20 protein-coding genes are annotated in these 24,036 nt (G+C 66.4%); 15 read left to right on the top strand and 5 right to left on the bottom strand.

Features of this window, described 5'->3' with window-relative positions:
• Positions 1 to 118 precede the first annotated feature (118 nt).
• From VIM12_RS06550 to VIM12_RS06525, 6 genes are all read left to right on the top strand, one after another.
• A complete protein-coding gene (locus tag VIM12_RS06550) occupies positions 119 to 784 on the top strand; it encodes an ABC transporter ATP-binding protein (RefSeq protein WP_331940812.1) in 666 nt (221 codons plus the stop codon).
• Positions 781 to 3,321, top strand: a complete 2,541-nt coding sequence (locus VIM12_RS06545) for an FtsX-like permease family protein (RefSeq protein ID WP_331940811.1) — start codon at positions 781 to 783, stop codon at positions 3,319 to 3,321. The genes VIM12_RS06550 and VIM12_RS06545 overlap by 4 nt, the downstream gene beginning before the upstream one ends.
• Positions 3,321 to 4,394 carry a carotenoid 1,2-hydratase gene (locus VIM12_RS06540; protein ID WP_331940810.1) on the top strand — a complete coding sequence of 358 codons (1,074 nt, stop codon included), beginning with the start codon at positions 3,321 to 3,323 and terminating at the stop codon, positions 4,392 to 4,394. Before VIM12_RS06545 ends, VIM12_RS06540 begins: the two co-directional genes overlap by 1 nt.
• Entirely contained in the window at positions 4,391 to 6,229 is a 1,839-nt protein-coding gene (locus tag VIM12_RS06535) for an ABC transporter transmembrane domain-containing protein (protein WP_331940809.1), read from the top strand. Before VIM12_RS06540 ends, VIM12_RS06535 begins: the two co-directional genes overlap by 4 nt.
• A 40-nt stretch (positions 6,230 to 6,269) precedes the next feature.
• Positions 6,270 to 7,244: a thymidylate synthase gene (locus VIM12_RS06530; protein WP_331940808.1), complete on the top strand. Its 975-nt coding sequence runs from the start codon at positions 6,270 to 6,272 to the stop codon at positions 7,242 to 7,244.
• A gap of 149 nt (positions 7,245 to 7,393) precedes the next feature.
• Positions 7,394 to 7,570 carry a hypothetical protein gene (locus VIM12_RS06525; protein ID WP_331940807.1) on the top strand — a complete coding sequence of 59 codons (177 nt, stop codon included), beginning with the start codon at positions 7,394 to 7,396 and terminating at the stop codon, positions 7,568 to 7,570.
• On the opposite strand, the gene VIM12_RS06520 is transcribed toward VIM12_RS06525, so the two are convergent.
• A complete protein-coding gene (locus VIM12_RS06520; protein WP_331940806.1) occupies positions 7,567 to 8,445 on the bottom strand; it encodes a LysR substrate-binding domain-containing protein in 879 nt (292 codons plus the stop codon). The genes VIM12_RS06525 and VIM12_RS06520 overlap by 4 nt on opposite strands.
• A 101-nt stretch (positions 8,446 to 8,546) precedes the next feature.
• Here VIM12_RS06520 and VIM12_RS06515 point away from each other — a divergent pair, with 101 nt between their 5' ends.
• The 9 genes from VIM12_RS06515 to VIM12_RS06475 all read left to right on the top strand — a co-directional run bounded on the left by VIM12_RS06515 (position 8,547) and on the right by VIM12_RS06475 (position 15,217).
• Complete coding sequence (locus VIM12_RS06515; protein WP_331940805.1) at positions 8,547 to 8,882, top strand: carboxymuconolactone decarboxylase family protein; 336 nt, start codon at positions 8,547 to 8,549, stop codon at positions 8,880 to 8,882.
• Positions 8,879 to 9,277, top strand: a complete 399-nt coding sequence (locus VIM12_RS06510; RefSeq protein WP_331940804.1) for a tautomerase family protein — start codon at positions 8,879 to 8,881, stop codon at positions 9,275 to 9,277. The genes VIM12_RS06515 and VIM12_RS06510 overlap by 4 nt, the downstream gene beginning before the upstream one ends.
• Positions 9,274 to 10,020, top strand: coding sequence for an SDR family oxidoreductase (locus VIM12_RS06505; protein WP_331940803.1), 747 nt, complete (start codon positions 9,274 to 9,276; stop codon positions 10,018 to 10,020). Before VIM12_RS06510 ends, VIM12_RS06505 begins: the two co-directional genes overlap by 4 nt.
• A 222-nt stretch (positions 10,021 to 10,242) precedes the next feature.
• A complete protein-coding gene (locus tag VIM12_RS06500; protein ID WP_331940802.1) occupies positions 10,243 to 10,746 on the top strand; it encodes a dihydrofolate reductase in 504 nt (167 codons plus the stop codon).
• 160 nt (positions 10,747 to 10,906) lie between these two features.
• Positions 10,907 to 13,162 carry an arginine/lysine/ornithine decarboxylase gene (locus tag VIM12_RS06495; protein WP_331940801.1) on the top strand — a complete coding sequence of 752 codons (2,256 nt, stop codon included), beginning with the start codon at positions 10,907 to 10,909 and terminating at the stop codon, positions 13,160 to 13,162.
• Positions 13,163 to 13,416: 254 nt separating this feature from the next.
• Positions 13,417 to 13,812: a cupin gene (locus VIM12_RS06490; RefSeq protein ID WP_331940800.1), complete on the top strand. Its 396-nt coding sequence runs from the start codon at positions 13,417 to 13,419 to the stop codon at positions 13,810 to 13,812.
• 368 nt (positions 13,813 to 14,180) lie between these two features.
• Complete coding sequence (gene infA, locus VIM12_RS06485; RefSeq protein ID WP_331940799.1) at positions 14,181 to 14,447, top strand: translation initiation factor IF-1; 267 nt, start codon at positions 14,181 to 14,183, stop codon at positions 14,445 to 14,447.
• Positions 14,448 to 14,470: 23 nt separating this feature from the next.
• Positions 14,471 to 14,788 carry a hypothetical protein gene (locus VIM12_RS06480; RefSeq protein WP_331940798.1) on the top strand — a complete coding sequence of 106 codons (318 nt, stop codon included), beginning with the start codon at positions 14,471 to 14,473 and terminating at the stop codon, positions 14,786 to 14,788.
• Positions 14,789 to 15,007: 219 nt separating this feature from the next.
• Positions 15,008 to 15,217 (top strand): cold-shock protein, encoded by a 210-nt coding sequence (locus VIM12_RS06475; RefSeq protein WP_331940797.1) that lies wholly within the window; start codon positions 15,008 to 15,010, stop codon positions 15,215 to 15,217.
• A 180-nt stretch (positions 15,218 to 15,397) separates the two neighbouring features.
• Here the strand turns inward: VIM12_RS06475 and VIM12_RS06470 are convergent, their stop codons facing one another.
• The 4 genes from VIM12_RS06470 to hrpA form a co-directional block, all read right to left on the bottom strand.
• Positions 15,398 to 17,182, bottom strand: coding sequence for a hypothetical protein (locus tag VIM12_RS06470; protein ID WP_331940796.1), 1,785 nt, complete (start codon positions 17,180 to 17,182; stop codon positions 15,398 to 15,400).
• Positions 17,183 to 17,915: 733 nt separating this feature from the next.
• Positions 17,916 to 18,482, bottom strand: a complete 567-nt coding sequence (gene dcd, locus VIM12_RS06465) for a dCTP deaminase (RefSeq protein ID WP_331940795.1) — start codon at positions 18,480 to 18,482, stop codon at positions 17,916 to 17,918.
• Between the two features lie 149 nt (positions 18,483 to 18,631).
• Positions 18,632 to 19,984 carry an NAD(P)/FAD-dependent oxidoreductase gene (locus VIM12_RS06460; RefSeq protein WP_331940794.1) on the bottom strand — a complete coding sequence of 451 codons (1,353 nt, stop codon included), beginning with the start codon at positions 19,982 to 19,984 and terminating at the stop codon, positions 18,632 to 18,634.
• 125 nt (positions 19,985 to 20,109) lie between these two features.
• The gene (gene hrpA / locus VIM12_RS06455; RefSeq protein ID WP_331940793.1) at positions 20,110 to 24,033 is read right to left on the bottom strand and encodes an ATP-dependent RNA helicase HrpA; all 3,924 of its coding nucleotides are present in this window, start codon (positions 24,031 to 24,033) and stop codon (positions 20,110 to 20,112) included.
• Positions 24,034 to 24,036: the final 3 nt, after the last annotated feature.

Below are 24,036 nucleotides of genomic sequence, written 5' to 3'. Positions count from 1 at the left end.
GAAAGACCGTCCATTGAGGCGTCACAAGCAACTTCCCGCGCAATTCCGTCCCTGTCCACTCCTTTTCCTGTCGCGCACTTTCCAGAACCATCTTTTCCACCATCCCACCCTTCTTTCCATGCTCATCCTGCGCGACCTCAGCAAACGCTACGCAAACGGGCGGCCGGTAATTTCCGGACTGAACTACCAGCTGGCCGAAGGCGAATACGTCGCGGTAATGGGAGAGTCGGGTGTGGGCAAGTCCACCCTGCTCAACCTGATCGCGGGACTGGACGGCCCCGACGGCGGGCAGATCCTGGTGGACGGCACGGACATCGCCGCGCTGGACGACGACGCGGCGACGTTGTTGCGCAGGGAGAAGTTCGGATTCGTGTTCCAGGCATTCCATCTCCTGCCCCACCTTACGCTGGAGCAAAACGTCGCTTTGCCGTTGCTGCTCAGGCGCGAGGCACCGCTGCGGGCCCGGCAGATGCTGGAGGCGGTGGGCCTAGGCGAGCGGGCGCAGGATTTCCCGCGCCAGCTTTCCGGCGGCGAGCTGCAGCGGGTCGCGATCGCGCGGGCGCTGGTGCACCGGCCGCGCCTGATCCTGGCTGACGAACCGACCGGCAACCTCGATCCGGACACCGCGCGCGAGGTTCTGCAGCTGCTGCGGGCCGAGATCAAGGCCAACGGCGCCGCGGCCATCATGGTCACCCATTCCCACGCCGCTGCCGCCAGCGCGGACCGGGTGCTGACCCTGACCGCGCACGGCCTGCATGCGGTTGCAGGCGGAACGTCCGGATGATGCCGCCGCGCGGACCCGGGATCGGCGCCTCGCTCCTGTTCGGCGAGTGGCGCAGCCATCCGCTGCGGGTGCTGCTGGCGGTCGGTGCGATTGCGGCGGGCGTGGCGCTGGGCTTTGCGATCCACCTGATCAATGCCGCCGCGTACAACGAGTTCTCTGCCGCGTTGAAAAGCCTGTCCGGTCAGTCCGACCTGCAGGTGCGCGGCGTGCAGCCGCTGATCGACGAAGCGGTGTATGTCCGCCTGCTGCAGCGCCCGGAGGTGGAGGTGGCGAGCCCGGTGCTGGAGATCGACGCCGGCGTCGCCGGACGCCAGGAGGCGCTGAAGATCCTCGGCATCGACGTCTTCCAGGCGGCGGCCATTGCGCCGGACCTGGTCGGCATGCCGGCGGAAGACCGTCCTTTCGATACCCTCGCCGACGACGCCGTATTCCTGTCGCCGGCGGCAATGGAATGGCTGGGCCTGCAGCAGGGCGACATGCTGAGGGTCCGCGCCGCGGATGGCATCCTCTCGCTGCGCGTCGCCGGCGGGCTGGTGCGTACGCGCCCCGGCCAGCGGCTGGCGGTGATGGACATCGGCGCCGCGCAGTGGCGATTCGGACGCGTGGGCATGCTGTCGCGGGTCGAGCTCAAGCTGAAGGCGGGCGCCGACCGGGCACAGGTGCGCCGGACGCTGGCCGGCGAACTGGCGCCGCGTTACCTGGTGGCCGAACCGCAAGACCAGGAGGCGCGTACCGCAAACATGTCGCGCGCGTATCGCGTCAACTTAAACGTCCTGGCGCTGGTCGGACTGTTCACCGGCGCTTTCCTGGTGTTCTCGACGCAGGCGCTGTCGGTGATCCGCCGCCGCAGCCAGCTGGCGCTGCTGCGCGTGCTCGGCATGACGCGACGGCAGGTGCTGCTGCAGATCCTGATGGAGGGAGCGGGCGCCGGCGTGGCCGGCTCGCTGCTCGGCCTGGCCGCCGGCTACGCGATGGCGGCCGCTGCACTGCAACTCTTCGGCGGCGACCTCGGCGGCGGCTACTTCCCCGGGGTGCAGCCGAGCGCCCGGTTCGCCCCGGGCGCGGCGACGCTGTTCTTCCTCGCCGGCACCACGGTCGCGCTGCTCGGTTGCGCGTTGCCAGCATGGGAAGCGGCCCGCGCGCGCCCGGCCCAGGCGCTCAAGGCCGGCGCCGAGGACGTCGCGCTGTCGCGCCTGTCCACCCCGTGGCCGGCGCTGGCCTGCATCGGCTGCGCGGTGCTGCTGGCCCGGATGCCGCCTTGGCACGACCTTCCGGTGCCCGGCTACCTCGCGATTGCGCTGCTGCTGGTCGGCGGCATCGGACTGATGCCGCGCATAGCGGCAGCGGTATTCGGCTGGATGGCCGGCACTGCCGTCGCGCAGGCGGGACCGGTCCGGGCACTGTCGCTGGCGCGGTTGGCCAACGCGCCGAACCAGGCGTCGATTGCCCTCGGCGGCGTGCTGTCGAGCTTCAGCCTGATGGTGGCGATGGTGATCATGGTGGCGAGCTTCCGGGTCTCGGTCGACGACTGGTTGTCGGAAGTGCTCGCCGCCGATCTCTATCTGCGCTCCGCCGCGGCCGGCAACAGCGCCACGCTCGGCCCTGCCGAGCAACAGGCGGTAGCCGCAACCGCAGGCGTGGCCCGTGCAGAATTCCTGCGATCGCAGCCCCTGGTGCTGGATCCGGCGCGACCGCCGGTGACGCTGATCGCGCGTCCGATCGACGCCGCCGACCCGGCCCGCACCATCCCGGTCACCGGCGACGTGCTTGCGCCGGACCGGTTTCCGGCCGGCGCGCTGCCAGTGTGGGTGTCGGAAGCGATGGTCGACCTCTACCGGCATGTGCCCGGCACCGAGGTGCGGCTGATGCTTGGCGGGCGCGAGCACGCATTCATCGTGGCGGGCGTATGGCGCGACTATGCCCGGCAGACCGGCGCCATCCAGATGCGTTTGTCCGACTATCGCAAGCTGACCGGCGACCAGGAGGTCAATGACGGCGCACTCTGGCTGCAGCCCGGGGCGCGACCGTCACAAGTGATCGCCGCCCTGCGCGCGCTGCCTTTCGGCGAAGGGCTGGAGCTTGCCGAGCCGGGCGAGATCCGGGCCGTCAGCCTGCGCATCTTCGATCGCAGCTTCGCGGTGACCTATCTGCTGGAAGCGGTGGCGATCGTGATCGGCCTGTTCGGCGTCGGCGCAACGTTCTCGTCGCAGGCGCTGGCGCGCGCGAAGGAGTTCGGCATGCTGCGGCACGTCGGCGTGCTGCGGCGCCAGATCCTGGCGATGCTGGCCCTGGAAGGCAGCCTGCTGACGCTGCTCGGCGTGGCGGCCGGCTTCGTCCTCGGCACCGCCATCAGCCTGATCCTGGTTTTCGTCGTGAACCCGCAATCGTTCCACTGGACCATGCGCCTGCACATGCCATGGGCAATCCTGTCGGGCGTTGCGCTGGTGCTGCTGCTGGCGGCGGCGGCAACCGCACTGCTTGCAGGACGCCACGCGGTATCCGGAGCCGCGGTGCAGGCCGTCAGGGAGGACTGGTAATGACAGGCATCCGGCGATGTTTCATCGCGCTGCTGCTCGCGGCTCACGCGGCGCACGCCGCCCCGCCGCAACTGGCCGGCGTCGTCCCCGGCAGACAACTGCAATTCCCGGCCGACTTCGGCGCCCATCCGGCTTTTCGCACCGAATGGTGGTACGCCACGGGCTGGCTGGAGACGGCGGACGGGCAGGCGCTCGGTTTCCAGGTCACCTTCTTCCGCTCGGCCACCGACCACGACGCCGCCAACCCGAGCAGCTTCGCCCCGAAGCAGCTGATCATCGCCCACGCGGCATTGTCGGACGCGCGTACAGGGCGCCTGCTGCACGACCAGAAAAGCGCGCGCGCCGGATTCGGCCACGCGTACGCGCGCGAAGGCAATACCGATGTCCGGCTCGGGCAATGGCGCCTGGTCCGCGGCGAGGACGGCCGCTACACGGCGTCGCTGGCGGCACGCGAGTTCGGCCTGGAACTCAGCCTCGCGCCGACGCAGCCGCTGCTACTGCAGGGGAAGGACGGTTACTCGCAGAAGGGGCCGCTGCCCGACCAGGCAAGCTACTACTACAGCGAGCCGCACCTGCGCGTGTCGGGCACGGTGACCCGCGACGGCAAGCCGCTCGCGGTGACCGGCAGCGCCTGGCTGGACCATGAATGGTCGACCAGCGTGCTGGACCCGTCCGCGGCGGGATGGGACTGGACCGGGGTCAACCTTGATGACGGCGGCGCACTGATGGCCTTCCGCATCCGCGGCAAGGACGGCAGCACGCTGTGGGCCCACGCCAGCCTGCGCGGCGCCGACGGCAGCGTCCGCCAGTTCGCCCCGCACCAGGTCGAATTCCTGCCGCAGCGTCGCTGGCGCTCGGCCCGCACCGGTGCCATCTATCCGGTGGCCATGCGCCTGCGCACCGGCGAACTTGCCTGGGAACTGCTGCCGCTGCAGGACGACCAGGAACTTGACTCCCGGCAGTCCACCGGCGCGGTCTACTGGGAAGGCGCGGTGACCCTGCAGCGCGACGGCGCGCGCGTCGGCCGCGGCTACCTGGAACTGACGGGCTACCTGAAGGCGATGAAGCTATGAGCACGATCCGCTCCGACCTGCCGAAGGGCCGGCTGTCGACCCTGAAGGGCCTGTTGCCTTTCCTCTCGCCCTACTGCGGCCGCTTCCTGCTGGCGGCGCTGGCGTTGCTGCTGGCGGCCGGCGCCACGCTGGCCGTACCCTATGCATTCAAGCAGTTGATCGATGCGGGCATTGCCGCCGTCGGCGCGGTGGGAACCGCGGGACCGGCCGCATCGGAAGCCGCGCGCATCGACCGCCACTTCATCGCGCTGTTCGGCGTCGCCTGCGTGCTGGCCATCGCCACCGCCGCGCGCTTCTACCTGGTGTCATGGCTGGGCGAGCGCGTGACGGCCGACCTGCGCGCGGCCGTCTACCGTCATGTGCTGCTGCAAAGCCCGCAGTTCTTCGAGACGGCAAGGACCGGCGAGGTGCTGTCGCGCCTGACCACCGACACGACGCTGATCCAGACCCTGGTCGGCACCAGCATTTCGATGGCGCTGCGCAATGCGCTGCTGTTTGCCGGCGGGCTCGCCATGCTGTTCGTGACCAGCCCGCGCCTGTCGTCGATCATCCTGGTGATGCTGGCCGGCGTCGTGCTGCCCATCGTGCTGATCGGGCGCCGGGTGCGCGCCCTGTCGCGCGACTCCCAGGACCGCCTGGCCGATGCGTCGGCGCTGGCGGGTGAAACCCTGAACGCAGTCATGGCGGTACAAGCCTTCACCCAGGAGCGGCGCGAGGCGCAGCGCTTCGACAACGCGGTGGAACGCGCATTCGGCAGCGCGATGCGCCGCATCCGCGCGCGCGCCGGCCTGACCGTCACCGCCATCCTGTTGGTGTTCGGCGCGATCGTCTTCGTGCTCTGGCTCGGCGCCCACGCGGTCATGGCCGGCAGGATGAGCGGTGGCGAGCTCGGCCAGTTCATCCTGTATGCGGCCCTCGTCGCCGGCGCCATCGGCGCGCTGTCGGAGGTGCTCGGCGATGCCCAGCGGGCGGCGGGCGCCGCCGAGCGCCTGCTGGAGCTGCTGGCCCTGCGATCGCCGATCGACACGCCGGCGCAGCCGCTTGCCCTACCTCCGCGGACCGGCAGCGGCATCGGCCTGCGGCTGGAGCAGGTGCGCTTCCACTATCCGTCGCGGCCGAATACGCCGGCGCTGGTCGATTTCAGTCTCGACATCGCAGCAGGCGAAACCGTCGCCATCGTCGGTCCTTCCGGCGCCGGCAAGACCACCCTGTTCCAGCTTCTGCTGCGCTTCTACGATCCGCAGCACGGCCGTGTCCTGCTCGACGGCGTGGACATCCGGCGGCTCGACCTGCATGCGCTGCGCGGCACCGCCGGCATCGTGCCGCAGGACACCGTGATCTTTTCCGACAACGCGATGGAAAACATCCGCTACGGCCGCGCAGGCGCCACCGACAGCGAGGTGCTGGCCGCGGCGCGCCAGGCGGCCGCCCACGAGTTCATCGAACGCCTGCCGGACGGCTACCGCACCTTCCTTGGCGAGCGCGGCGTGCGCCTGTCCGGCGGCCAGCGCCAGCGCATCGCGATCGCCCGCGCGCTGCTGAAGAACCCGCCGCTGCTGCTGCTCGACGAGGCCACCAGCGCGCTCGACGCCGAATCGGAACGGCTGGTGCAGGGCGCGCTCGACGCCGCCATGGCAGGCCGCACCACGCTGGTGATCGCGCATCGGTTGGCGACGGTGCAGCGGGCCGACCGCATTATCGTGCTCGAGCACGGGCGCATCGTCGAAAGCGGCACCCATGCCTCGCTGGTCGCGGCCGGCGGCCTGTACGCCAGCCTGGCGGCATTGCAGTTTTCGCATCACATGGCGGGCGACCCCGGCGCGGCGGTAAAATAGCCGGCTTTGGCATCGCCGAACGTCACCCGCGGAGCAACACATGAAGCAATACCTCGACCTGGTGCAAACCATCCTCGACACCGGGAGCTGGCAGGACAACCGGACCGGCATCCGCACCATCAGCATTCCCGGCGCAATGATGCGCTTCGACCTGCAGAAGGACGGCTTCCCGGCGGTGACCACCAAGAAGCTGGCGTTCAAGTCGGTGGTCGGCGAATTGTGCGGCTTCCTGCGCGCCTCGCGCAGCGCAGCCGACTTCCGGGCGCTCGGCTGCAAGGTCTGGGACCAGAACGCCAACGAGAACGCCGACTGGCTGGCGAACCCCTACCGTCAGGGCGAGGATGATCTCGGTCCCGTCTACGGCGTGCAGTGGCGCGCGTGGCCGGCATACAAGCTGCTCGATGCCGGCGCCGCCGCCCAGATCGCCGATGCCGAAAAGCGCGGCTTCCGCATGGTCTCGGCGCTGCAGGACGAAGGCCGCGACAAGGTCCTGATGTACAAGGCGATCGACCAGCTGCGCGACTGCCTGGACACCATCATCCGCAACCCCGGCAGCCGCCGCATCCTCTTCCACGGCTGGAACTGCGCGGAGCTGGACGCGATCGCGCTTCCCGCATGCCACCTGCTGTATCAGTTCCTGCCGAACGCGTCGACCCGCGAGATCTCGCTGTGCCTGTACATCCGCAGCAACGACATCGGCCTCGGCGCCCCGTTCAACCTGGCGGAAGCCGCGGCGCTGCTGCACCTGGTGGGCCGGCTGACCGGCTACACGCCGCGCTGGTTCAGCTATTTCATCGGCGACGCCCACATCTACGAGAACCATCTCGACATGCTGAAGGAGCAGCTCACACGCGCGCCCTTGCCCGCGCCGCGCCTGGTGCTGTCGGACCGGATCCCCGACCATGCGGTCACCGGCCGCTACGAGCCGGAGTGGCTGGAAAAGGTGGAACCGTCGGATTTCGCGCTGGAGGACTACCGCCACCACGCCCCGCTGACCGCACCGATGGCGGTCTGACGGAGCGCTTCATCGGTTTCGACGAAAGCCTGCGCGACCCACCCGCGCAGCAATGGCTGGACCACCACGCCGCACAGCAACGACAGGCTGTCGCTGCTGGCAGCCACGACCGCCGGCCTCAGCGTGGCCGTCCTTCCGCACTTCCCCTAATGAAGGAGGCAGGCTGGGTGCAGGTAAGCGCGGACCCGCCGCCGCGACGCGACCTGTGGGTGCTCACCAATCCTGACGTGCCGCGCTCCGCGAGGGCGAAGGTCACGGCGGACCTGCAGGTGGAAATCGTCGAATCGCCGACGGCGCTGCCGGAGGCGACGGCCTTGGCGTGCTAGCGCACTAGCAGCCGTTCCCGTATGAGGTCGTGCAGCCGCGACGCAGCCGGGGAAATCCGTGGCTGGGACTTGTGCAGCGCCAGGCCGATCCGGGGCAACGGCGGCAGACCCGTACTTGACGGTTTCAGCGCCGTCAGCGTCTCGGGCAGTCCGAAGCCGGTGCGCACGGTGATCCCCAGGCCGGCCGCAACCGCGGCCCACACGCCGCTCAGGCTGGGGCTGGAAAACACGATGCGCCACGGGATACCGGCCGCGTCCAGCGCCTCCGTCGCGGCGCTGCGCAGCTGGCAAGGTGCGTTGAATGTCACCAGCGGCAGCGGCTCGCCGGGATCCGGGTAGGCGCGCTCCGCCAGCGCTTTCCGGCCTATCCAGTCCAAGGGGCGGTTCTCCAGCAGTGCCATGTGCGCCGTGTCCTGTCCGGCGTGCCAGGCCAGCGCGAGATCGAGTTCTCCCGCGACGATGCCGGCCAGGAGCTCGGCGTTCCTCGCCACCTTGACTTCGATGCGCACGCCGCGATGACTTCGCGTGAATTCGCCGAGCACGGCCGGCAGCAGGTGTTCGCTGAAATCCTCCTGCAGCCCGAGGCGCACCAGTCCCTCGACCTCATGGCCGGCAATCGCCATTGCGGCTTCATCGTTCAACGTCAGCATGCGCCGCGCGTAACTGAGCAGGGTCTCGCCGGCCAGCGTGAGGACCATGCCGCGCCCGGCTTTTTGCAGCAGCGGCACGCCCGCCTGTTCTTCCAGCTTCTTCAATTGCGCGCTGACCGCCGAGGCAGACCGGCCCACCCGATCGGCGGCCTTGGCGAAGCTGCCCAGCTCGATCCCCGTCGCAAAACTCCGCAGGGCATCCAGGTCGAAATTCATTTTTCGCATCGATCGTCCTGATTTTCAAAAGTGTTGATGCAAAACTTTCTGATTTTCGAGACGATCATCTCTCATTAGGATGAGCGGGTCAATTCGACCTGGAGAAGAACGTGAAGACCCCGGCACCTGCCCGCACGCCCGACCTGAAGCTGATCGCGCCGAAGTTCGACGCCCTCTCGCGCGACATCCTGTTCGGCGATGTCTGGGAACGCCCCGCACTCGGCAAGCGGGACAGAAGCCTGATCACCGTCGCGGCGCTTACCGCCCTGTACCGGCCCGAGCAGTTACCCTTTCACCTGGAGAGGGCGGTCGAGAACGGCGTCACGCGCGACGAACTGGTCGAAAGCCTGACGCATCTCGCCTTTTATGCCGGCTGGCCAGCAGCGGTCAGCGCGCTGAATCTGCTGCAGCAGGAGTCCGCCTCCACGACGGAAGGAGGCGAATGATGCCCGTCGCCAGGATTTCCTTGCTGCGAGGGCACTCCCGGGACTACATTGCCGCGCTTTCCGCCAGCTTGCACCGCGCAATGGTAGCGACGTTCGAAGTACCGGAAAGCGATCGCTTCCACGTGATCCACCAGCATGAACGCCATGAACTGTTCATCGACCCTCATTACCTTTGCGGCCCGCGCTCGGACGGCTTCGTGCTGATCGCCATCACGGCCGGCCGCCCTCGCTCGGTACAGGTGAAGCAAAACTTCTACCGTCGCCTCGCAGAAGAGCTGGGCGCATCGCCCGGCATACGCAGCGAAGACGTGATGGTTGTCATTGCGGCGAACGCACCCGTGGACTGGTCATTCGGGCGAGGTGAAGCAAGCATGCTGCGAGGAGCGAATCAATGACGGGGATCCTGGCGGAAAAGGCAGCCATCGTGACGGGCGGCGGCACAGGCATCGGCCGGGCGATCAGCCGCCTGCTTGCACGGCACGGGGCGCAGGTCGCCATCGCTTACTCGCGCAGCGCCGACGATGCGGCATCGACAGTCCGCGAGATTATCGACGCCGGCGGGCGGGCTGTTGCCATGCGGGTCGACGTCGCACGCGATGCGGAGGTGGTGCGGATGATGGACGAGGTCCGGGCTGCGTTCGGCAGGCTCGACTACCTCGTCAACAATGCGGGAATCACGCATCAGCTTCCCTTCGCGGACCTGGACGCCATCAGGGACGACATGTGGGACGAGCTGTTCTCGGTGAATGTCCGGGGCGCCTTCCAGTGCAGCCGGGCGGCCGCGCCGCACCTGCGCATGAACCCGGGCAGCGCGATACTCAACATCGGCAGCATCGCGGGCGAAACCGGCTACGGCTCGTCGCTCCCCTATGCCGTCTCGAAGGCGGCCATGCATGGACTGACGAAATCCCTTGCACGCGCCCTTGCCCCGCGCATCCGGGTCAACTGCCTCGCGCCGGGCGCATTCGCCACCCGGTGGTGGTCCGGGAATGAAGGAAAAATGCGCGCCCTGGCGGGGAACCTGCCCCTGAACCGCATCTCGACACCGGACGACATGGCGGAGACGGCATTCATGCTGCTGACCGCCGCCTCGATGACCGGGCAGATCATCAAGGCCGAAAACGGACAGACCTTGTAGCGCGGCGCCCTGGCCGCCGCCGGTCCGCCGCCTTGCCATCCTCCCGACGAATGGCAGGGCGGCGCCGCATTCCGCTTCCCCGACCGCTCCTCCGCGGTCATTCGTTCCACGCGCCGAATCCTTCCACAACCCGCCCTGCAAGATGCGAAAATAGCGCGCGCCGGTGAAGCACCGCTGCACCGCCACCGCATCCCACCAACCTTATTTCTTTGGCAAGACGCTATGCAGGCACAACTGACCATCATCGTCGCCATCGACCGCGACCGCGGCATCGGCGTCGACAACAAGCTGCCCTGGCACCTGCCGGAGGATCTCGCCCATTTCAAGCGCCTGACGACCGGCCACCCGATCGTCATGGGCCGCAAGACCTACGAGTCGATCGGCAGGCCTCTGCCGAACCGGCGCAATGTCGTCATCACCCGCAATCCGGCGTGGCGAGCCGAGGGGGTGGAGGCGGTCGGTTCGATCGAGCAGGCTTTGCGGCTGCTGGCCGGGACCCCGGCCTTCCTGATCGGCGGCGCCCAGATCTTCGAACAGGCACTCGGCCTGGCCGACCGCATGATCGTGACCGAGATCGACAAGCGCTTCGACTGCGACACCTTCTTCCCCGAGGTCGACGCCACGCAATGGCGAGAAGTCGCCCGCGAGCGCTTCCATTCCGAGGACAACGCCTGCGACTATGCGTTCGTCACGCTCGAACGCTCCCCGCGCAGTTTGCAAGACTGATACGGGACGCCCGCGTGTACCCGGCCGACCTTGTTCCCGGGAACGCGCATCTTTGCCGCATATCTGAGAGAATTCGGTTTTTCCGTTTTTGGCGCGCAAGCGGTTGTTGCCACGACTGGCCCAGGCGTCTCCCTTGTCATCCGCATTTCCTGGAGACCTCATGAAATTCCGCTTTCCCATCGTTATCATCGATGAAGATTTCCGCTCCGAGAACACCTCGGGACTGGGCATCCGCGCGCTCGCCTCGGCACTGGAGACCGAAGGCATGGAAGTGGTCGGTGTGACCAGCTACGGCGACCTCGCGCAGTTCGCGCAGCAGCAGTCGCGCGCGTCCGCTTTCATCCTGTCGATCGATGACGAGGAGTTCGGCGGCGGTTCGGACGAAGAGACCGATGTGGCGCTGAAGTCGCTGCGCGCCTTCGTCGGCGAAATCCGCCACAAGAATGCCGACATCCCGATCTACCTGTACGGCGAGACGCGCACCTCGCGCCACATCCCCAACGACATCCTGCGCGAGCTGCACGGCTTCATCCATATGTTCGAGGATACGCCGGAGTTCGTCGCGCGCCACATCATCCGCGAGGCGAAGTCCTACCTCGACAGCCTGGCGCCGCCGTTCTTCCGGGCCCTGGTGCACTACGCGCAGGACGGCTCGTATTCCTGGCACTGCCCGGGCCACTCGGGCGGCGTCGCGTTCCTGAAGTCGCCGATCGGCCAGATGTTCCACCAGTTCTTCGGCGAGAACATGCTGCGCGCCGACGTCTGCAACGCGGTCGAGGAACTCGGCCAGCTGCTGGACCATACCGGACCGGTCGCCGCCTCCGAGCGGAATGCGGCGCGCATATTCAACGCCGACCACTGCTACTTCGTCACCAACGGCACCTCGACATCGAACAAGATGGTCTGGCACTCCACGGTCGGCCCCGGCGACATCGTGGTCGTCGACCGCAACTGCCACAAGTCGATCCTGCACTCGATCATCATGACCGGCGCGATCCCGGTGTTCCTGATGCCGACCCGGAACCATCTCGGCATCATCGGCCCGATTCCGCTGGAGGAGTTCAAGATGGAGAACATCCAGAAGAAGATCGAGGCCAATCCGTTCGCCCGGGAAGCGAAGAACAAGAAGCCGCGCATCCTGACCATCACCCAGTCGACCTACGACGGCGTGCTGTACAACGTCGAGACCATCAAGGAGATGCTGGACGGCGAGATCGACACCCTGCACTTCGACGAAGCCTGGCTGCCGCATGCGACCTTCCACGAGTTCTACAAGAACATGCATGCCATCGGCAAGGACCGCCCGCGCGCGAAGGAATCCCTGATCTTCTCGACCCAGTCGACGCACAAGCTGCTGGCCGGCCTGTCGCAGGCATCGCAGATCCTGGTGCGCGATTCGCAGACCGTGAAGCTGGACCAGGACATGTTCAACGAGGCCTACCTGATGCATACCTCGACCTCGCCGCAGTACGCGATCATCGCTTCCTGCGACGTGGCGGCGGCAATGATGGAGCCGCCGGGCGGCACCGCGCTGGTCGAGGAAAGCATCCTGGAGGCGCTCGACTTCCGCCGCGCAATGAAGAAGGTCGACCAGGAATTCGGCGACGACTGGTGGTTCCAGGTCTGGGGCCCGGACAACTTCTCCGCCAACGGCATCGGCGACCGCGAGGACTGGATGATCCGCGCCGAGGACGACTGGCACGGCTTCGGCAAGCTGGCCGCCGGCTTCAACATGCTGGACCCGATCAAGGCGACCATCGTCACCCCGGGCCTGTCCCTGGACGGCAAGTTCGGCGATTCCGGCATTCCGGCCTCGATCGTCACCAAGTACCTGGCCGAGCACGGCGTCATCGTCGAGAAGGCCGGCCTGTACTCGTTCTTCATCATGTTCACCATCGGCATTACCAAGGGCCGCTGGAACACGCTGCTGACCGCGTTGCAGCAGTTCAAGGACGACTACGACAAGAATCAGCCGATGTGGCGCATCCTGCCCGAGTTTGCCGCGGCGAACCCGCGTTACGAGCGGGTCGGCCTGCGCGACCTTTGCCACAGCATCCACGACATGTACAAGTCCTACGACGTCGCGCGCCTGACAACGGAGATGTACCTGTCCGACATGCTGCCGGCGATGAAGCCGTCCGACGCCTTCGCCAAGATGGCGCACCGCGAGATCGAGCGCGTCGCAATCGAGGAACTGGAAGGCCGCGTCACCGCCATCCTGCTGACGCCCTATCCGCCCGGCATCCCGCTGCTGATCCCCGGCGAGCGCTTCAACAAGACCATCGTCGACTACCTGAAGTTTGCGCGCGATTTCAACGAGAAATTCCCGGGCTTCGAGACGGATGTGCACGGTCTGGTCACGCAGGACCTGCCTGGCGGCCGCCGCGGCTACTACGTGGATTGCGTGAAAGACTGAGCAGGCGCGCGGAAGAGTCCGCTGCCCTGACTTGAAACACCCCTTGCGAGGGGTGTTTTTTTTCGTGCACCGCAATCAGCCGGCGACGCCCGCGCTGCCGGCCTATCCTCCATCATGCGCGATGGATGCGATCCGGACCCTGGACGCGATCCCGTCATCCGCTGCTGCCATCGGCGTAGAATGCGCAAGAGGAAAAGCTTGCCGCGCGATACCCGGCGCCGCGCGACCCCACCTGTTCGACGAAGAGGTACCGCATGACGCTCGATCCACAAGCCACCTACGTCCACCTGCGCAAGGATGGCAGCGCCATACCCGTCGATGGCGGCGCGGCATTCTGGTCACGCCCGGAACAGGATCTGGCGTCGTTCGGCAGGGACTGGCTCGTGTCGGAATATGCGTTCGACGCCGACTGGTCGAACTGGGAGATGCACCCCGAAGCGGATGAGCTCGTCTACCTGTTGTCCGGCGCGATCGAAATGCACCTCGACCATGGCACCAGGTACGATCGTGTCCTGCTGCGCGACAGCGGACTGGTCATTGTTCCGCGTGGAATATGGCACACCGCGAAAGTGCTTGCTCCCAGCCGTGTGCTGCATGTGACGATGGGCGCAGGTACCCGCCATCGGGCAGCGGCGTCGGACCTCGGGTAAGCCTGTGCGCTCCGCAGGGCGCGCGCGTGAGAAGCGTGCGCCGCCCCGCCGCGGCCGGTCTTCCGCAGGCGCATCGTCTTTGCGGTATACTGCCGGTTCGCTTGACTGGTCTGCCGCTACACGACCTCAGCCTTCCTGTCTCTCGAATTTCTCGGCAAGCAACATGCCGGATTTCCCGCCCCTGATTCCGATCAGGCTCGCATCAAGGGTCCGTAACAAGCCCTAGACCTTCCCGTCTCCGTGCGCCGACGCGTATCGGAACAACGTCCAGCCTGTATGGAGGCTGGTTCATGTCACCCGGCCCAGGGCTGCAGCCCGCTGCAGAGGCACGACCTGCCTCGTCCCGAGCCGGACAAACCGGAGCAACAATGGCGAAAGAAGAACTTCTTGAAATGAGCGGACTGGTATCCGAAGTCCTGCCCGACTCCCGTTTCCGCGTCAGTCTCGAAAACGGCCACCAGCTGGTCGCCTATACATCCGGAAAAATGCGTCAGCATCACATCCGAATACTGGCCGGCGACAAAGTCACGATCGAATTGTCACCCTATGATCTGAGCAAGGGGCGCATCACGTTCCGGCACCTGGAAAAGCGTCCGACGACGGGCCAGGGGCACGGCCAGCGGCGGCGCTATTGACGCAAAGAACCAGGATGACAGCTATGGACCAGTCTCAACAGCACCGCAGGGAAAGGCAGGCCGGCGCGGATGCCATCGCGGCGCGCGCCGTCGAGATCGGCCGGGAATGCGGCGTAGACATCGCGCGCTGCACCTGGGATCTCGGACAGGACTTCGGGCTGCAACATGCGCACCGCCTTGACCTGTTCGCCGAGACCAAGACCGCCCGGCTCTACTTCTCCGACATCGAACTGACTACGCCCGGCAACGACATGCGCGCGAAGCGGATCGAGGAGCGATTGCGCAGCGCGGTCGCGCAATTGCTGGCGCAACCGCCTGCGCCGACCTACGCGTTCAAGTGACTGCCCCGGCCCGGTTGTCCGACAATGCGAGATAACTGTAGGTGTTTCGGGTATTTGTCTGTATAGTGGGTCGGGCACTTGCATCAAGTCGTCGTCATTGCCGGTCTCTTTCCCGTCTTGCTCATTTCTGAGCGATTCCTGTCTGAATCCCTTTGGTTGCATTTCTTGGTTCCGGTGCGTCCCGGGCATTTGCCTGCAACCAAACAAAGGATTTTTCATATGACTACTCTGACCGGCACGGTGAAATGGTTCAACGACTCCAAGGGCTTCGGCTTCATTACGCCGGACGGCGGCGGCGCCGACCTGTTTGCCCACTTCCAGGACGTGCAAGGCACCGGCTTCAAGAGCCTCGCCGAGAACCAGCGTGTCTCGTTCGAGCGCAGCACCGGCCCGAAGGGCGAAAAGGCAAGCAACATTCGCCCGATCTGATCATTTTTTCTGGCGGGACCGCCAGCAGCGCACCTTGCAGATAGCAAGGGCTGCCGTCGGCGGACCCCTCCTGCACCTTGCAGATAGCAAGGGTGGGGGCAAACCCAGTTCGATTGCCAGGAAGCCCGCTCAGTACAGCTGAGCGGGCTTTTTGGCGTCTGGACCTGCGGTTCACGGCGCTCAACGCCCCTCCCCGAGGTAGTCTTCCTCGCCATAGACATTACCCAGGTCGAAATGCGCCGGATCGGGGACGCTGTCCGCCCTCCCCTCCGTCGATGCGTCCGGCGCCGATACAACGGCGGCGCCAGGGTGAAACGGATTGCGTGCGCGCTTGTCCCTGAAGTGGTCCTGCACGAAGGCGCGCATAGATGCCGCCGTCATCGGCCCCGCGCCCCGCGATTCCAGCGGCTTCCACCAGTCCGCGCCATAGAACTTCTCCATCTGCAGGCGCACCACCATCTGCTCGACGACGGCGTGCACCGGCACATGCAGCCTGGCCCCCGGACTGACGCCGTGGTGCAGGTCCACCAGCGCGTCCAGCACCGCCTTGAAGGTCTCCTGCATCCGTTGCTGTTGTCCTGCGTCGAGCACCGGCTCTCCCGTATCCTTGAGCGGCAGGCAGAATCGCGATGCATAGGCGCGGTATTCCTTGACCGCCGCATCCCGCTTGACCTGCCTCGAGCTCTCGCGGAAGAACGCCGTGTCCATGCGGTCGTCGAGCGCGTCGGGCAGCCGATCGGCTTCGTCGCTGCTGCAGGATTCACCCGCGTCGACTTTGTTCAGCGCCAGCAGGATGGTGACGTCGTTGAATTGAAAGGACGTGTTGAGGCAGCGCGCATCAAGCAGGGCGAGCATGGGTTCGAGCAGCCGCTTCAGCCCCTGCAGGTCGTCCAGGCGGACCTCGTTGAACAGCAGGAAGCAGTTCCTGCAAGCGGCAAGTATCAGGGCAAGACCGATCAGGCCCAGCAGGTCCTCTTCGCGCGTCACGTAGTCTTCATTCACGATTGCGGGCCAGCCCTTGGCCAGCAGCTCCTGCAGGCCGCCCAGCTCGAGTGGCGGCACCACCAGCTCCTGCACGGGCAGACCGAGCACGTCGGGTATCGTCTTGCCGGTGAAGCGGCCCTTCCCGGTGCCAGGAAAGCCGAGCAGGATCATTCCGCGCTTGGGTATGGCGGGCACGCTGTCCCACTGATGCCAGTCGTCCTGATCGCTCAGGCGCTTGCTGGCGGAACGCTGCTTCGACGGGGCTGCCTCTGTTTCCTGGCCGTTCTGCCGTATCGGCGCTTGCGCCGGCTCCCGAACATCGAGCGACCCCGGTCGGGAATGCCGAACTTCCACCTCCGCCGAGCGTGCGCAGGCGCCGACCAGGACGCTGACAAGCTTGTTTACGAGCTGCGGATCGCCCTCGTAAAATTGCATCTCCTCGTACATGTGCGCGAGGAGTTCCTTGCGTCCGGCCTCGGTGACCCAGCGCTCGACACGCTGCAGCTTGTCCGGACGTTCTATCAACAACTCCTTCTGCCAGCGCATCAGCCGCCGTGCCCTGCCGAGCGCCTTGATGTCCGGCGTGTCAGCCGTCGCTGCGGCAGCGGCAAACATCGGCAGGAGTTCGCGATCGATCATCTCGACCGGCGTGCGGATGTACTCCGGCATCGCGGCGATGCGACCGGCCTCGATATGCTGCCTCCTGCGGTGCAGATGGGTTTGCTCCAGCGCTTCCATCCCTGTCAGGCGCCCGTCCTTCCCGAACAATGCCGACACCGTCCTCTTGCCGAGCTTGTACAGGCCGGGTGTTCCGACGCCGACCATTGCCATGCCGAGGAAGCCCTCGGCGTTCTTGAATTGCTCGTCAGTCATCCCCGCTTCCATGACCAGCTTGGCGAGCATATAGGACACCCAGACCGCAGCGCCGTAGCAAGCGCCATCCACGCCAGCGCGGCCGAGGTTGCGGACGGCCTTCTGCACGCTGTAGCTGTTTGCGAGTATCTCATCCGAACCGGGCGCCATCCGTCCCGACCAGGCAGGAAAGGCATTGCGTACCGCGGTCTCGATGGCGCTTCGGCGGCATGCAACAGGAGGTTCCGCTTGCCACGCTCGGCCGCGTTCGGCGAGTTCGATTCCCTGCCACTCCGCCGGCGCATCAGACGTTGCAGGGCTCCCCCAGGAGGGTAGCGCGCGGCGCAACCTCGTCGCCCATGTGTGGGTACGGGCCAGTGGATGCGGCGGGTGAGACCGGACTTCCGTCTCGTCGCCAAAGCGGGATCGGGCGGGCGGACTCTCGGTCCGTTCGTCTTCGCGCCCATCCAGGGGAACAGGCGTGTAGCCATAGGATGCGAGTCGGGGAATCATCTGAACCTCCTTACGGTGTTTGTCGGCGATCCGCTGGTGCGTACGTGCTCGCGCTGCGTACTGCACGCGGTTGACGCACTACCATGGCTGGTTTCAACGCAGGAAAGGTCGCGGATGGAACCTGCCGGCGGGGCAGGGCGGACTACGCGACAACGGCCGTCAGGGACGACGGAAGCGTTGGTGGCTGGCGACTGGCGCAGGCATCGGAAGTTGAGTGGCAGGATGGCCCACGCGGTTCACTGCCGAAAGGTGGATTGACCTGCTTATTCGTGTGGAACAGGAAGCGGCCGCCGCCACCGTCCCTGGCAGCAGCGAAGAACGGCAGCGGAACCGCTTGCGAGCGTGCGGATCAGGTTTTCGGCAGCGTGACGCCGCGCTGGCCCTGGTACTTGCCGCCGCGGTCCTTGTAGGAGGTCTCGCAGACTTCGTCGCTTTCGAAGAACAGCACCTGGGCGCAGCCTTCTCCAGCGTAGATCTTGGCGGGCAGCGGCGTGGTGTTGGAGAATTCCAGGGTCACGTAGCCCTCCCACTCCGGCTCGAACGGCGTCACGTTGACGATGATGCCGCAGCGGGCGTAGGTGGACTTGCCGAGGCAGATGGTGAGGACGCTGCGCGGAATGCGGAAGTATTCGACGGTGCGCGCAAGCGCGAAGGAATTGGGCGGGATGATGCAGACGTCGCCCTTGAAGTCGACGAATGACTTCTCGTCGAAGTTCTTCGGATCGACGATGGTGCTGTTGATGTTGGTGAAGATCTTGAATTCGTCGGCGCAGCGGATATCGTAGCCGTAGGACGAGGTGCCGTAACTGACGATCTTCTGGCCGTCGACATGCCGGACCTGGCCGGACTCGAACGGTTCGATCATGCCATGGCCTTCAGCCATGCGGCGGATCCACTTGTCGGATTTGATGCTCATCGTTTTCGCTTTGGTCGATTGGGCGCCGCACGGCCCACTCGTGCGGATGACCCGCGATTTTACGCGAAAACGACCGCGCGCTGCCGTTTTACCCCGTATCCGCAGGCGCGGATGCTTGCGCGGCAGGGAGGATTTCCCCGCGCCGCAGCTCAGATCGCGTGGCGCAGCGGCTCGGCGTGCGTGCCCGGGGGCGCATGGAAAGCGGAAGCATGCTCGACGAACTGCTGCTGCACGCATTCCGCATAAGCCTGCTTCAGGAGCGTAGGATCCTGCAGCAGCCGGTCCTTCCATTCCCCCAGGCGCACCTGATGCTGTATCAGGCTGCGCAGGACCGTGGCGTACTCGGTGACCCCGACCGCATTGCAGCCGATGAGGATGTCGCGGCTGAACTCGAGTCGCAGGTACTTGAAGTTGGCCTCGTCCGCGACTTCCACCCACTGGCCGCCCCGCACCCCCTGCCACTGGCCGAAAGAAGAGGAGATCAGGCCCATGGTGTCGAACACGTCGATCTGCCGCACGCCGCGCTGGAACGCATGCTTGTCGCTCATGTTGAGCGCCGCGCAGTAGGCCTGGTCGGCCGCATTGGGCTGTACCCCGGAAATCACGCTGCGGCCGGTCTCGGTATCGAAGGTCTCGGCACAGTCGCCGGCGGCATAGATGCCGGGCACATTGGTCTGCATCGAGGCATCCACGACGACGCCCTGCACGCACTTGATGCCGCTGCCGCGCAGGAAGTGGATGTTGGGCACGCTGCCCACGCAATGGATGACGAGATCGGCCTGCAGCTGCTGGCCGCTGGATAGCCGGACAAGCCGCGGGCACCCCGCGTCCTGCATGCCGCTGCTGCCGATGCCGGTGATGCGGGCGGAGGTATGCACCTCGACGCCCTTCTTCTCGCACCACCGCTGGATCATGTCGCCGGCGGCCTTGCCCATCATGCCCGGCATCAGGCGGTCGCATTTCTCCACCAGCGTCAGGCGCACGCCCCGCCGGAGCAGCGCTTCCATTACCAGGCAACCGATGAAACCGGCGCCGGCCAGCACGACCCGCGCCCCCGGCGCGGCAAGCCGCATGATGCGGCGGGCGTCGTTGAGGGTCCAGCAGGCGTGCACGCCGGGCAGGTCGATGCCCGGAATGAAGGGAATGCGCGGCGATGCGCCGGTCGCGATCAGCAGCTTGTCGAAGCCGATCACTCTCCCGTCCTCCATCTTCACGGTCCGGGTCCGGGTGCTCACGTGCACCGCCCTGCCCGTCACCTGCTGCACCTGCAGGCGTTTGAAGTAGTCCTTGTCGCGCCGCAGCCAGGTTCCGCTTTCGCCGACGTCTCCCGAGAGCAGGTTCGGTATTGCCATCCGCGAGTAGGGAGGCTCGGCTTCGTCGCCGATCATGATGATGTCGTCGACGGGGGCGTTCTTGCGGATCGTTTCGGCGGCAATCACCCCTGCCGGCCCATTGCCGAGGATGACGTGCCGCAGGCGTGCATTGGTGATGGATGCTGACATTCCCTTCTCCCACTGGATGAGGACGACAACACCACTATAGGGACGGCCCCTGCTTGCAAATTGAACAATCTCAATCAGCGCCCATGAGACGGAACAAGGGGTGCCGGGGCGATATTGATCTGCCGCTATCTTTGCATCGATTCCCACACTTTTTGCAGCCTTTTTGCCGACACCGGCATCGGCGTGCGGAGTTCCTGCGCGAACAGCGACACCCGCAGTTCCTCCAGCAGCCAGCGGAATTCGGTCATGCGCGGGTCGGCGTTGCGTTGCCTGTCCTTCTGCGCCCGCTGCCACGGCGCCGCGGCCTGCTGCCACTCGGCCAGCAGGCGGCTGTCGCGCGCCGGATCGCCGCGCAGCTTCTCCAGCCGCACGCCGATTGCCTTCAGGTAGCGCGGGAAATGCGTCAGCTGCACGTAGTCGTTGTCGGCAATGAAGCGCTTGCCGACCAAGGCCTGCAACTGCGCCTGCATGTCGGCCGCCGCCTGCGGGTATGCCTTGGCGCCCTGCAGCTTCTTCGGCAGCGTGTAGTACTCGCCCAATATCTGCGAGGCAAGCCGTGCGATCTCATTGACCAGCAGCCCGAGCCGGGCCTTGCCCTCGTCCTTGCGCCGGTTGAACTCCTCGGCGTTGGCGGGAAGCGGGTCCTGCAGGCAAGCCCGATCCAGTCCGGCGTGGATGATCTGGTCGCGCAACTCTTCCTGGCTGCCGAGCGACATGTACTGCATGCCCATCTGCTGCAGCCCGGGGACGTTCTTCTCCAGGTACTTCAGCTGCTCCCTGAGTTGCAGCGCGAACAGCCGGCGCAGGCCGATGCGATGGACACGCGCCGCCTCCGCCGGATCGTCGAACACCTCCAGGTCGCAATGGCTGCCCTTGTCCACCAGCGCCGGAAAGCCGATCATGGTCTGCTTGCCCTGCTGGATCTCGAGCAGTTCCGGCAGTTCGCCGAAGGTCCAGCCGGTCAGGTTCTGGAGCGCGCCCGACTGCTGTGCACGGGGCGCGACGGCCGGCGTCCCCGGCTTGCGCTCGGGTGCCGCGGCGTCCTCGGCGGGTGACAAGACGGCCTTCTCGGCGAGCTTCTGGAAACTCTCGCGCGCCTGCCCGCCGAACTCCGCCTGCAGGGCCGCCAGGTTGCGCCCCATCTCCAGCTGCCGGCCATGCTCGTCGATCACCTTGAAGTTCATGAAATGATGCGGCGGCAGGGTCTCGAGCTTGAAGTCGGTGGTCTTCAACGCGATGCCGGTCTGCTCGCGCACGTCTGCCATCAGCGCGTCGAGCAGTTCGCCCTTGCCGAACGCGGCGCGCTCGGTGAAACCGGCGGCATAGTCGGGCAGCGGCACGCAGTGGCGGCGCAACTTCTGCGGCAGCGACTTGAGCAGCAGGTGCACCTTCTCCTTCAGCATGCCCGGCACCAGCCATTCGCAGCGCTGGGCCGAGACCTGGTTGAGCGCATACAGCGGGATGGCCAGCGTCACGCCGTCGCGCGGGCTGCCCGGCTCGAAGTGATAGCCGAGGCCCATGTTCACGCCGGCCACGTTCATCGATTTTGGAAACAGGTCGGTCGTGACGCCCGCCGCCTCGTGCCGCATCAGGTCGTCACGATTCAGGTGCAGCAGCTTCGGTTGCTCCGCCAGCGCCTCCCTGCACCATTTCTCGAAGGCCGCGCCGTCATGGACATGTTGCGGCACCAGCTTGTCGTAGAAGGCGGCGATCAGCTCCTCGTCGACCAGCACATCGAGGCGGCGCGACTTGTGCTCGAGGTTCTCGATCTCGCGCACCAGCTTCTGGTTGTGCGCGAGGAAGGGATGGCGGGTGTCATAGTCACCGCCGACCAGGGCGCTGCGGATGAATATCTCGCGCGCCTCGACAGGATTGATCCTGCCGTAGTTGACGCGGCGCTGGCTGTACACCACCAGGCCGTACAGCGTCGCGCGCTCGGAGGCGGTCACCTGGGCGCCGCGCTTTTCCCAGCGCGGCTCGCCCCAGGACTTCTTCAGCAGGTGACCGCCGACACGCTCCAGCCATTCCGGCTGGATCTGGGCCACACAGCGGGCGTACAGGCGTGTGGTCTCCACCAGTTCCGCCGACACGATCCAGCGTCCCGCCTTCTTCGACAGGGTCGAGCCGGGCCAGATATGGAAGCGGATGCCTCGGGCGCCGAGGTAGTGCGGCTCGTCCTCTGACTTGTAGCCGATGTTGCCCAGCAGGCCCGTCAGCAGGGCATTGTGCAGCTGTTCGTAGGTTGCCGGCGCTTCGTTCAGCCGCCAGCCCTGCTCGCGGACCAGCGTCAGCAGCTGGCTGTGCACGTCCCGCCATTCGCGCAGCCGCAGCTGCGAAAGGAAGTTGGCGCGGCAGCTGTCGTTGAGCTGCTTGTTCGACTTCTTGTGCGCGATCGCTTCCTCGAACCACTTCCAGATCTTCAGGTAGCTGAGGAATTCGGATTTCTCGTCGGCGAACTTGCGATGCGCGGCATCCGCGGCTTCCTGGGCTTCCAGCGGGCGGTCGCGCGGGTCCTGCACCGACAGCGCCGCGGCGATCACCAGCACTTCGCTCAGGGCGGCATTGTCGCGGGCGGCAAGGATCATGCGTCCGACCCGCGGATCGAGCGGAAGCTTGGCCAGCTGCCGGCCGAGCGCCGTCAGCTGGTTGCTGTCGTCGACTGCGCCGAGTTCCTGCAACAGCTGGTAGCCGTCGGCGATCGCACGGCCGAGCGGCGGCTCGATGAAGGGGAAGCTTTCGACGTCGGCCAGGCGGAGCGATTTCATCCGCAGGATGACCGCCGCCAGCGAGGAGCGCAGGATCTCCGGGTCGGTGAACTTCGGACGCTGCAGGAAATCCTGTTCGTCATAGAGCCGGATGCAGACCCCCGCGGCAACCCGGCCGCAGCGTCCGGCGCGCTGGTTGGCGGCCGACTGCGCGACGGGCTCGATCTGCAGCTGCTCGACCTTGTTGCGATAACTGTAGCGCTTGACCCGCGCCAGGCCGGCATCGACCACGTAGCGGATGCCGGGTACGGTGAGCGAAGTCTCGGCGACGTTCGTCGCCAGCACGATGCGCCGGGCATTGGTGGTGCGGAACACGCGCTCCTGCTCCTGCGCCGACAGCCGCGCGAACAGCGGCAGGATCTCGACATGGGGCGGATGATGCTTGCGCAGGGCTTCGGCGGCGTCCCGGATCTCCCGCTCACCCGGCAGGAACACCAGCACATCGCCCGGGCCGAGACGCGCCAGTTCATCCACGGCGTCCACCACCGCCTCCATCAGGTCGCGCTGCTCGCGCTGGGACGGCGCCCTGCCTTCCGCGCGATCTGCGCGGTCCGCCCTGTCCTGCTTGTCCTGCCTTTCCTGCTTCGCGCCCGATTCCACCGGACGGTAGCGGATCTCCACCGGATACAGGCGGCCTGACACCTCGATGACGGGCGCCGGCGTTTCGCCGCGGGCGAAATGGCGGGCGAAGCGTTCGGCGTCGATGGTGGCCGAGGTGATGATCAGCTTCAGGTCCGGCCGGCGCGGCAGCAGCTGCTTCAGGTAGCCAAGCAGGAAATCGATGTTGAGGCTGCGTTCGTGGGCCTCGTCGATGATGATGGTGTCGTACTGGCGCAGCAGCGGATCGGTCTGGGTCTCGGCGAGCAGTATGCCGTCCGTCATCAGCTTGACCGAGGCACCCTTCGACAGCGTGTCGGTGAAACGCACCTTGAAGCCGACATGCTCGCCCAGCGGCGAGCCGAGCTCCTGGGCGATGCGCTTGGCCGTCGAGGAAGCGGCGATGCGCCGCGGCTGGGTGTGGCCGATCAGGCCCTTGCTGCCGCGCCCCAGCGCCAGGCAGATCTTTGGCAGCTGGGTCGTCTTTCCCGATCCGGTTTCGCCGCTGACGATCACCACCTGGTTGGCGCGCAGTGCGTCGGCGATTTCCTGGCGCCGGCCGGAGACCGGCAACTCTTCGGGGAAGGTGATCGGGGGCAGCGGATTGCGGACCGGAGCCGGCGTCTCGCCGCTCTCCGGCCGTGACGGACGGGATGGCGTTTTTTGGACTTGTGCGGGTGCAGACATATC

The sequence above is a fragment of the Noviherbaspirillum sp. genome, from assembly GCF_036563305.1.
Lineage (GTDB): Bacteria > Pseudomonadota > Gammaproteobacteria > Burkholderiales > Burkholderiaceae_D > Noviherbaspirillum.
The sequence above is the reverse complement of the archived record's forward strand: the minus strand, read 5'-3'. Positions and strand labels throughout refer to the sequence as shown.

What these genes read in the sequence shown, in the direction of transcription:
- VIM12_RS06550 (WP_331940812.1), top strand. Translation starts at nt 119, where the DNA reads ATGCTCATCCTGCGCGACCTCAGCAAACGCTACGCAAACGGGCGGCCG.
- VIM12_RS06545 (WP_331940811.1), top strand. Translation starts at nt 781, where the DNA reads ATGATGCCGCCGCGCGGACCCGGGATCGGCGCCTCGCTCCTGTTCGGC.
- VIM12_RS06540 (WP_331940810.1), top strand. Translation starts at nt 3,321, where the DNA reads ATGACAGGCATCCGGCGATGTTTCATCGCGCTGCTGCTCGCGGCTCAC.
- VIM12_RS06535 (WP_331940809.1), top strand. Translation starts at nt 4,391, where the DNA reads ATGAGCACGATCCGCTCCGACCTGCCGAAGGGCCGGCTGTCGACCCTG.
- VIM12_RS06530 (WP_331940808.1), top strand. Translation starts at nt 6,270, where the DNA reads ATGAAGCAATACCTCGACCTGGTGCAAACCATCCTCGACACCGGGAGC.
- VIM12_RS06525 (WP_331940807.1), top strand. Translation starts at nt 7,394, where the DNA reads ATGAAGGAGGCAGGCTGGGTGCAGGTAAGCGCGGACCCGCCGCCGCGA.
- VIM12_RS06520 (WP_331940806.1), bottom strand. Translation starts at nt 8,445, where the DNA reads ATGCGAAAAATGAATTTCGACCTGGATGCCCTGCGGAGTTTTGCGACG.
- VIM12_RS06510 (WP_331940804.1), top strand. Translation starts at nt 8,879, where the DNA reads ATGATGCCCGTCGCCAGGATTTCCTTGCTGCGAGGGCACTCCCGGGAC.
- VIM12_RS06505 (WP_331940803.1), top strand. Translation starts at nt 9,274, where the DNA reads ATGACGGGGATCCTGGCGGAAAAGGCAGCCATCGTGACGGGCGGCGGC.
- VIM12_RS06500 (WP_331940802.1), top strand. Translation starts at nt 10,243, where the DNA reads ATGCAGGCACAACTGACCATCATCGTCGCCATCGACCGCGACCGCGGC.
- VIM12_RS06495 (WP_331940801.1), top strand. Translation starts at nt 10,907, where the DNA reads ATGAAATTCCGCTTTCCCATCGTTATCATCGATGAAGATTTCCGCTCC.
- VIM12_RS06490 (WP_331940800.1), top strand. Translation starts at nt 13,417, where the DNA reads ATGACGCTCGATCCACAAGCCACCTACGTCCACCTGCGCAAGGATGGC.
- infA (WP_331940799.1), top strand. Translation starts at nt 14,181, where the DNA reads ATGGCGAAAGAAGAACTTCTTGAAATGAGCGGACTGGTATCCGAAGTC.
- VIM12_RS06480 (WP_331940798.1), top strand. Translation starts at nt 14,471, where the DNA reads ATGGACCAGTCTCAACAGCACCGCAGGGAAAGGCAGGCCGGCGCGGAT.
- VIM12_RS06475 (WP_331940797.1), top strand. Translation starts at nt 15,008, where the DNA reads ATGACTACTCTGACCGGCACGGTGAAATGGTTCAACGACTCCAAGGGC.
- dcd (WP_331940795.1), bottom strand. Translation starts at nt 18,482, where the DNA reads ATGAGCATCAAATCCGACAAGTGGATCCGCCGCATGGCTGAAGGCCAT.
- VIM12_RS06460 (WP_331940794.1), bottom strand. Translation starts at nt 19,984, where the DNA reads ATGTCAGCATCCATCACCAATGCACGCCTGCGGCACGTCATCCTCGGC.
- hrpA (WP_331940793.1), bottom strand. Translation starts at nt 24,033, where the DNA reads ATGTCTGCACCCGCACAAGTCCAAAAAACGCCATCCCGTCCGTCACGG.